The sequence below is a fragment of the Propionivibrio pelophilus DSM 12018 genome, from assembly GCF_059569095.1.
Map to the genome: position 1 here is coordinate 45,534 of NZ_JCANUT010000021.1, position 6,679 is coordinate 52,212.

Sequence of the window (6,679 nt, forward strand, 5' to 3'; positions counted from 1 at the left end):
GATCGGTGGTTTCTGTCCCTTACAGCAGACGCACCCCGGACGGTGGCGCGGCGGCGATCGCCGCGCAAAGAACGTCGATGACCTGCGGTCTCGGGAAGGTCACGCGCCACGCGAGCGCTACACGGCGTGTAGGCTCAGGTGCCGCGAAGTTTCTGATGCACAACAGATCCGACCCCGAAGGCCACGATTTCGCCGCGGAAACGGGCACTACCGAGATCCCCGCCCCGCTGGCGACCATGTGTCTGACCGTTTCCAGCGAACTTCCTTCCAAGGCTCCCTCGATTCCACCGGGTTCTGACAGCTTCGGGCAGGCCTGTACGACCTGATCGCGAAAACAGTTTCCTTTCCCCAGCAGCAGAAGATTCTCCGCCGCGACCTGATCCCGCGAGATGAGGTCGTTGGCGGCCAGCGGGTGAACACACGGCAAAGCAACGCAGAATGGCTCGTCATAGACAGGGCGGGTGACGATGCCCGGTTCATCGAACGGCAGCGCGATAATGATTACGTCGAGCTCGCCTCTGCGTAACTGCCCGGCCAAGGTTGCCGTGAAATTCTCATTGATGAACAGCGGCATCTTGGGCGCATGCTCATGTAGTGCCGGAATCAGCTTGGGAAGCAGATAGGGGGCAATCGTATAGATCACCCCAACCCGCAGGGAGCCGATCAAAGGATCTTTTCCCTGCCCGGCAATTTCATTCAGCCTATCCGCTTCCTGGAGTACGCGCTCCGCCTGCCGGGCGATTTGTTCGCCAATCGGTGTCAATTGGACATCGGCCGAACTGCGCTCGAACAGGGTGACACCAAGCCGATCCTCGACTTTCTTGATTGCCACGGAGAGCGTCGGCTGGCTGACATGGCACTTCTCCGCTGCCCGCCCGAAATGACACTCTCGGGCCAGCATTACGATATAACGGAGCTCGGTAAGTGTCATGCCAAGGTCCGCCGGAATCTAGACGTCGATGTTTCTCGCCGCCAGGGCGTTACTTTCAATGAAATTCCTGCGCGGTTCGACCAGTTCGCCCATCAGGGTCGTGAATATTTCGTCAGCACCGATCGCATCCTCGATCTGGACCTTGAGCAGGCGCCTTACTTGAGGATCCATCGTCGTCTCCCAAAGCTGTTCCGGGTTCATCTCTCCCAGACCTTTATAACGTTGTTTGGAAACACCACGTTCGACTTCGTTGAGTAGCCAGCGCATGGCCTCGGCAAAGCTCGACACAGCCTGTTTCTTCTCCCCCCGGGAGACAGTCGCACCCGGACCGAAAAGATCGGCCAGGATCGTCGCTGTGCGCCTTAGCTGAACGTAATCGCCGCTACCAACAAAGTCTTCGTCGATTGCACTGACCTTTAGATTGCCATGACGAACTCGTTCGAGGCGCAATTGCCAGCTTTCTTCCGCCGAATCGAAATAAGCGTAGATGCGGATTTCCGCTCGTGCGGCAACAGCTTGTGCGAGAACACTGGCGCTGGCGGCGGCGGTCGATTCATTCGAAAGATCGACTTCCACATTCGCATCGATCAACGCATGCAACACGTCGGCATCGATGAGATGCCCCAGTCGATTTATCACCGATTCTGCGAGAAGGTACTCGCGGGCCAGTTGTTCGAGCGCAGCCCCGGCAATTCCTTCAGCGCCAGCCCGTGGAATGATCGTTGCATCGTTCAGCGCCAGTGAGAGAAGGAACTGGTTGAGCGCCTGATCGTCCTTGATGTATTGCTCCGTTTTCCCGTGTTTGACCTTGTAGAGCGGCGGCTGGGCGATATAAATGTGCCCGCCTTCAACGAGCTCGGGCATCTGCCGGTAGAAAAACGTCAACAACAGGGTCCGGATGTGGGCGCCATCAACGTCCGCATCGGTCATGATGATCAGCCGGTGATAGCGCAGCTTCTCGGGCTTGTATTCGTCTTTGCCGATTCCTGTGCCAAGCGCCGTAATCAGCGTGGCGATTTCCTGTGACGAAATCAGCTTGTCGAAGCGTGCCTTTTCGACGTTGAGGATTTTCCCCTTGAGGGGAAGAATCGCCTGAAACTTGCGGTCACGTCCCTGCTTCGCCGATCCGCCAGCGGAATCTCCCTCGACGAGATAGAGCTCGCACAGGGCCGGATCCTTTTCCTGGCAATCGGCCAGCTTGCCCGGTAAGCCGACGCCGTCGAGCAGCCCCTTGCGCCGGGTCATTTCCCGTGCCTTCCGCGCGGCATCGCGCGCGCGTGCGGCTTCGACGATCTTGCCGGTAATGACTTTGGCGTCGGCAGGACGTTCCTGGAGAAATTCGGCGAGGCGCGCTGCCACCACTTCCTCGACCGCCGGCCTTGCTTCGGAAGAGACGAGCTTCATCTTGGTTTGCGAAGCAAACTTCGGATCAGGCATTTTCACCGAGAGGACACACGCCAACCCTTCGCGCATGTCATCACCGCTGATATCGACCTTGGCCTTCTTGGCGATATCGTTTTCTTCGATGTACTTGTTGATTACCCGGGTCATTGCCGCCCGCAGGCCGGTCAAGTGGGTTCCACCATCCGATTGGGGAATATTGTTGGTGAAACACAAAACCTGTTCGGCGTAGGAATCGTTCCATTGCATGGCCACTTCGACGCCGATGGTCGCGTTACCGCCGGCAATTTCGGATTCGCCTGCCGCATAAAAAACGTTGGGATGCAATACCGCTTTGGATCGATTGATGTACTCGACGAACCCTTGTACTCCGCCCAGAAAGGCGAAGTTTTCTTCCTTGGCGGTACGTTGATCGATCAGCCGGATTTTTACGCCGTTATTCAGGAAGGACAACTCGCGCAGGCGTTTGGCAATCACTTCGTAATGAAACTCGACGTTGCCAAAAATTTCCTCGTCGGCCATGAAATGGACTTCGGTACCACGCTTTTCCGTGCTTCCCACTACTTTGAGCGGGGATACCTCGACACCGTTCTGGATTTCGGTGTGACGGTCAACCACGCTGCCGCGACTGAAATCCAGCTGATATTTCTTTCCGTCCCGCCGAATGGTCAAACGAAGCCATCTTGACAAGGCATTGACGCAGGAAACGCCAACGCCGTGCAATCCGCCGGAAACCTTGTAGGAATTCTGGTTGAATTTTCCACCGGCATGCAGGACGCACAAGACGATCTCGGCAGCAGAACGCTTCGGCTCATGCTTGTCGTCAAACTTGATGCCCGTCGGAATCCCCCGGCCATTGTCGGCAACAGAAATGGAATTGTCGGCATGAATGGTGATGAGGATATCGTCGCAGTGACCGGCCAACGCTTCATCAATGGCGTTATCAACGACCTCGAAGACCATGTGGTGCAGACCGGTTCCGTCCGAGGTATCACCGATATACATGCCCGGCCGCTTGCGAACCGCCTCCAAACCTTCAAGTTGCTGGATACTCGACTCGTCGTAGGCTGGTTGACTGCTGTTGTTCATGCTGTTCCCGATTTCTGTTTCACGTGAAACTTAACAATTCTTCTATTCAAAAACTAAATCCGCATCGGCATGACGACGTATTTGAAACGATCGTTGCCCGGAACGGATAAGAGAGCACTCGAATTGGCGTCGTTGAATCCCCATTCAACCATTTCCGATGCGGTATTGTTCAGCACGTCGAGCAGATAACCTACATTGAAGCCGACATCGATTGGATCGCCCGAGTATTCCACTTCGATTTCTTCTTGCGCTTCTTCGTGCTCGGCGTTTGCCGCCATGATCTTCAAGCTGCCCTGAGCCAGGATCAACCGGACCCCCCTGAATTTCTCATTGGTAAGGATTGCCGCCCGAACCATCGATTGGAGAAGAACAGTGCGATTCAGCAGAACGTGATTCTTCAAGGATGCTGGAATGACGCGTTCGTAATCCGGGAACTTTCCGTCAATCAGCTTGGAAACCATGGAAATATTGCCGAACTGGAAGCGGATCTGGTTTGCCGTCGTTTCGATTACCAAGGGCTCATCGCTGTCGGAAAGCAATCTGTTGAGTTCCAGAACTGTCTTTCTCGGAAGAATGAGCTCCTGCCTCGGCAGCGAGACATCGTTGCCAATCTCCATGCTCGCGTATGCCAGACGGTGCCCGTCGGTAGCCACCGCACGCAGTTCACCGCCATCAATCAACAACAACAACCCGTTCAGGTAATACCGGACATCCTGTGCAGCCATCGAAAACTGCGTCTGCGCCAGAAGATGGCGGAACTTCTTTTGCGTCAACTCGACTCTGCCTGCCTGGGCATCAGAGATTGCCATCCGCGGAAAATCCTCCGGTGGCAGCGTCTGCAGGCTGAAACGACTTTTCCCGGCCTTAACCTGAAGCCGTTTTTCATCGAGATCCAGCGAGACCTCGGCGCTTTCCGGCAGTGAACGCAGAATATCCTGAAGCTTCTTCGCTCCGACCGTCACCGCTCCGTCAGCAGCGTTGTCGGTTACAACGCTGGAGGTAGTAATTTGGATCTCGATGTCTGTCGCCAGGAATGTCAGTGTATCTCCCTGTTTTTCCAGAAGAACATTGGAGAGAATCGGCAAGGTATGCCGCTTCTCGACGATTCCGGAGACCGACTGGAGCGGCGACAGGAGAAGATCCCTCTTGGTTTTAACAAGATTCATATTTATATAAATCCTATAAAGATAATCTCAAGAACAATTCTGTGGATAAGGTAAACAATTAATTTTAATTCAGTAACTTGGATACTCTAAACGGACAACAGAAACTCATGTATCGGGTTGTGGATAAAACTGAACAACTTTTTTACCCAGTCAAAAAACTTGAGTTATCGACAATCAAGCCACAGCTTTTTCCCCGGTTACCCACACCAGTTGACTATTATCCTTTCAATACCTGCAGCAAAACGTGGACATCGTGATTCAGTTCATTGTCCTTCGTCTTCAAGCTTTCGATGGTTCGTACAGCATGAAGGACGGTGGTGTGATCGCGTCCGCCAAACGCGTCGCCGATTGACGGATAGCTTTGCGAAGTCAGGTTTTTGGCCAGCCACATCGCGATTTGTCGCGGACGGGCAATCTGTCGTGAGCGCTTCTTCGAAAATAGATCGGCAACCTTGATCTTGAAGTAATCGGCAACCGTTTTCTGGATGTTCTCCACGGTAATTTGTCGATTGACCGCACCGATCAGATCCTTCAACGCTTCCTTGGACAGCTCCAGGTCAATTTTTCGTCCATGAAACGATGCGTAGGCCAAGACCTTCTTCAAGGCGCCTTCCAGTTCCCGAACATTGGAACGGAGATGCTTGGCGATGTAAAAGGCTACCTCGTCGTCAAGGCCGACTCCCTCGATTTCCGCCTTCTTTTTCAGGATTGCCACGCGCATTTCGATTTCCGGTGGCTCGATCTGGACGGTGAGTCCCCAGTCGAATCGCGTAATCAGACGATCTTCCAGACCGGAAATATCTTTCGGGTAGGTGTCGCAACTGATCACAATCTGCTTTTTTGCTTCAATAAGAGCGTTGAAAACAAAGAAGAATTCTTCTTGTGTACGATTCTTCCCATTGAAAAACTGGACATCGTCAAGAAGCAGAACGTCGAGCGAACGGTAATAGCGCTTGAAGGCGTCGAAAGACTTGGTCTGGTATGCGCGAACAACGTCGGAATAATAATCCTCGGCATGAACGTAACGGACGACCTTGGACGGATTCTGCTCGAGGATACGATTCCCGATCGCGTGGATGAGGTGTGTCTTTCCAAGCCCCGCACCGCCATAAATGAACATCGGGTTGTATGCGCCCCCCCCGGGATTCGTGGCTACCTGGATGGAAGCTGCGCGAGCCAGATCGTTGGCCTTCCCTACGATCAGATTTTCGAAGGTGAAACCGGGAATAAGCCGTGTTTTTTCGTAGGCAGGGACAGGGTAGGACCGTGCCGGAACATGTTCCGCCAGTGTTTTTTCCGCTGGCGCTGGACTGGAAATGCTACTTTGACGCGGAATCTCCAGCTTTTTGCTCGGTGAGGAAAACTCTTTTTGGCCAACAGCCAGAGAAATATCAATCGGGCATGAAAAGAACTGATTGCCCAGTTCTTCGATTCGACCAAGGTAGCGTTCCTTGACCCACTTAAGGATGAAACCGTTGGGTGCGATCAGACGCAACCCGTCTTCAGGATTGTCCTCTCCCTCCAGACGCAGTGGGCGAATCCAGGTATTGAATTGCTGAGACGACAATTCCTGCTCGAACTGGCTCAGACAAGAGTTCCAAAAGCTACTCATTAATAAAAGTCAACGAAAATCAAGATGAAGAACGCGCTGACGCCGCCAGGATCAACACGCAATAACGCTGGAACAATCGATTTATAGGTGGCGAACTGCCATCCATTGATTGCCCGGGAGGAATACAAAAAAAGCCTTGGCTGCTATCCGATTGCGCAGCCGGCTGAAGCTTGCGGAAGGCAAAGATGGCCTAAATTTTAACCCGCCGGAGAATAGTTATCCACAGCGTGCAGAAAATTTGATCTCGCAAAGCTACCGTCGATCGTTGAACCGTTTGCGGACGCGATCGCGCTCCTGTCCTTCACGCAGGACGAACCATCGAACCTTTGAGGACGAAGAACAACAATTGAATCGCGATTCTTTCTGCAGGTATTGGCAGGATAGCGAGTCCGTCCTGAATAACCGACTTCAAAGCACGGCGAAGGGGCGAAATTCGGGGCGCGGCGCTTGCCGGCGATTGGTGTCGGCAATGGAGAAGCA

General features: G+C 53.6%; 5 protein-coding genes. All 5 read right to left on the minus strand.

The window, feature by feature from the left end; translation table 11 throughout:
* Window positions 1-19 precede the first annotated feature (19 nt).
* Window positions 20-931, minus strand: coding sequence for a hydrogen peroxide-inducible genes activator (locus tag BO74_RS10680; RefSeq protein WP_496442195.1), 912 nt, complete (start codon window positions 929-931; stop codon window positions 20-22).
* An 18-nt stretch (window positions 932-949) separates the two neighbouring features.
* Window positions 950-3,421 carry a DNA topoisomerase (ATP-hydrolyzing) subunit B gene (gene gyrB / locus BO74_RS10685; RefSeq protein WP_496442197.1) on the minus strand — a complete coding sequence of 824 codons (2,472 nt, stop codon included), beginning with the start codon at window positions 3,419-3,421 and terminating at the stop codon, window positions 950-952.
* A 53-nt stretch (window positions 3,422-3,474) separates the two neighbouring features.
* Window positions 3,475-4,587: a DNA polymerase III subunit beta gene (gene dnaN, locus BO74_RS10690; RefSeq protein ID WP_496442199.1), complete on the minus strand. Its 1,113-nt coding sequence runs from the start codon at window positions 4,585-4,587 to the stop codon at window positions 3,475-3,477.
* A 217-nt stretch (window positions 4,588-4,804) separates the two neighbouring features.
* On the minus strand, window positions 4,805-6,199 hold the full coding sequence (dnaA, locus tag BO74_RS10695; protein WP_496442200.1) for a chromosomal replication initiator protein DnaA: 1,395 nt from the start codon (window positions 6,197-6,199) through the stop codon (window positions 4,805-4,807).
* Between the two features lie 197 nt (window positions 6,200-6,396).
* Window positions 6,397-6,679: hypothetical protein (locus BO74_RS10700; protein WP_496442201.1), on the minus strand; the 283-nt coding region annotated here is incomplete at its 5' end.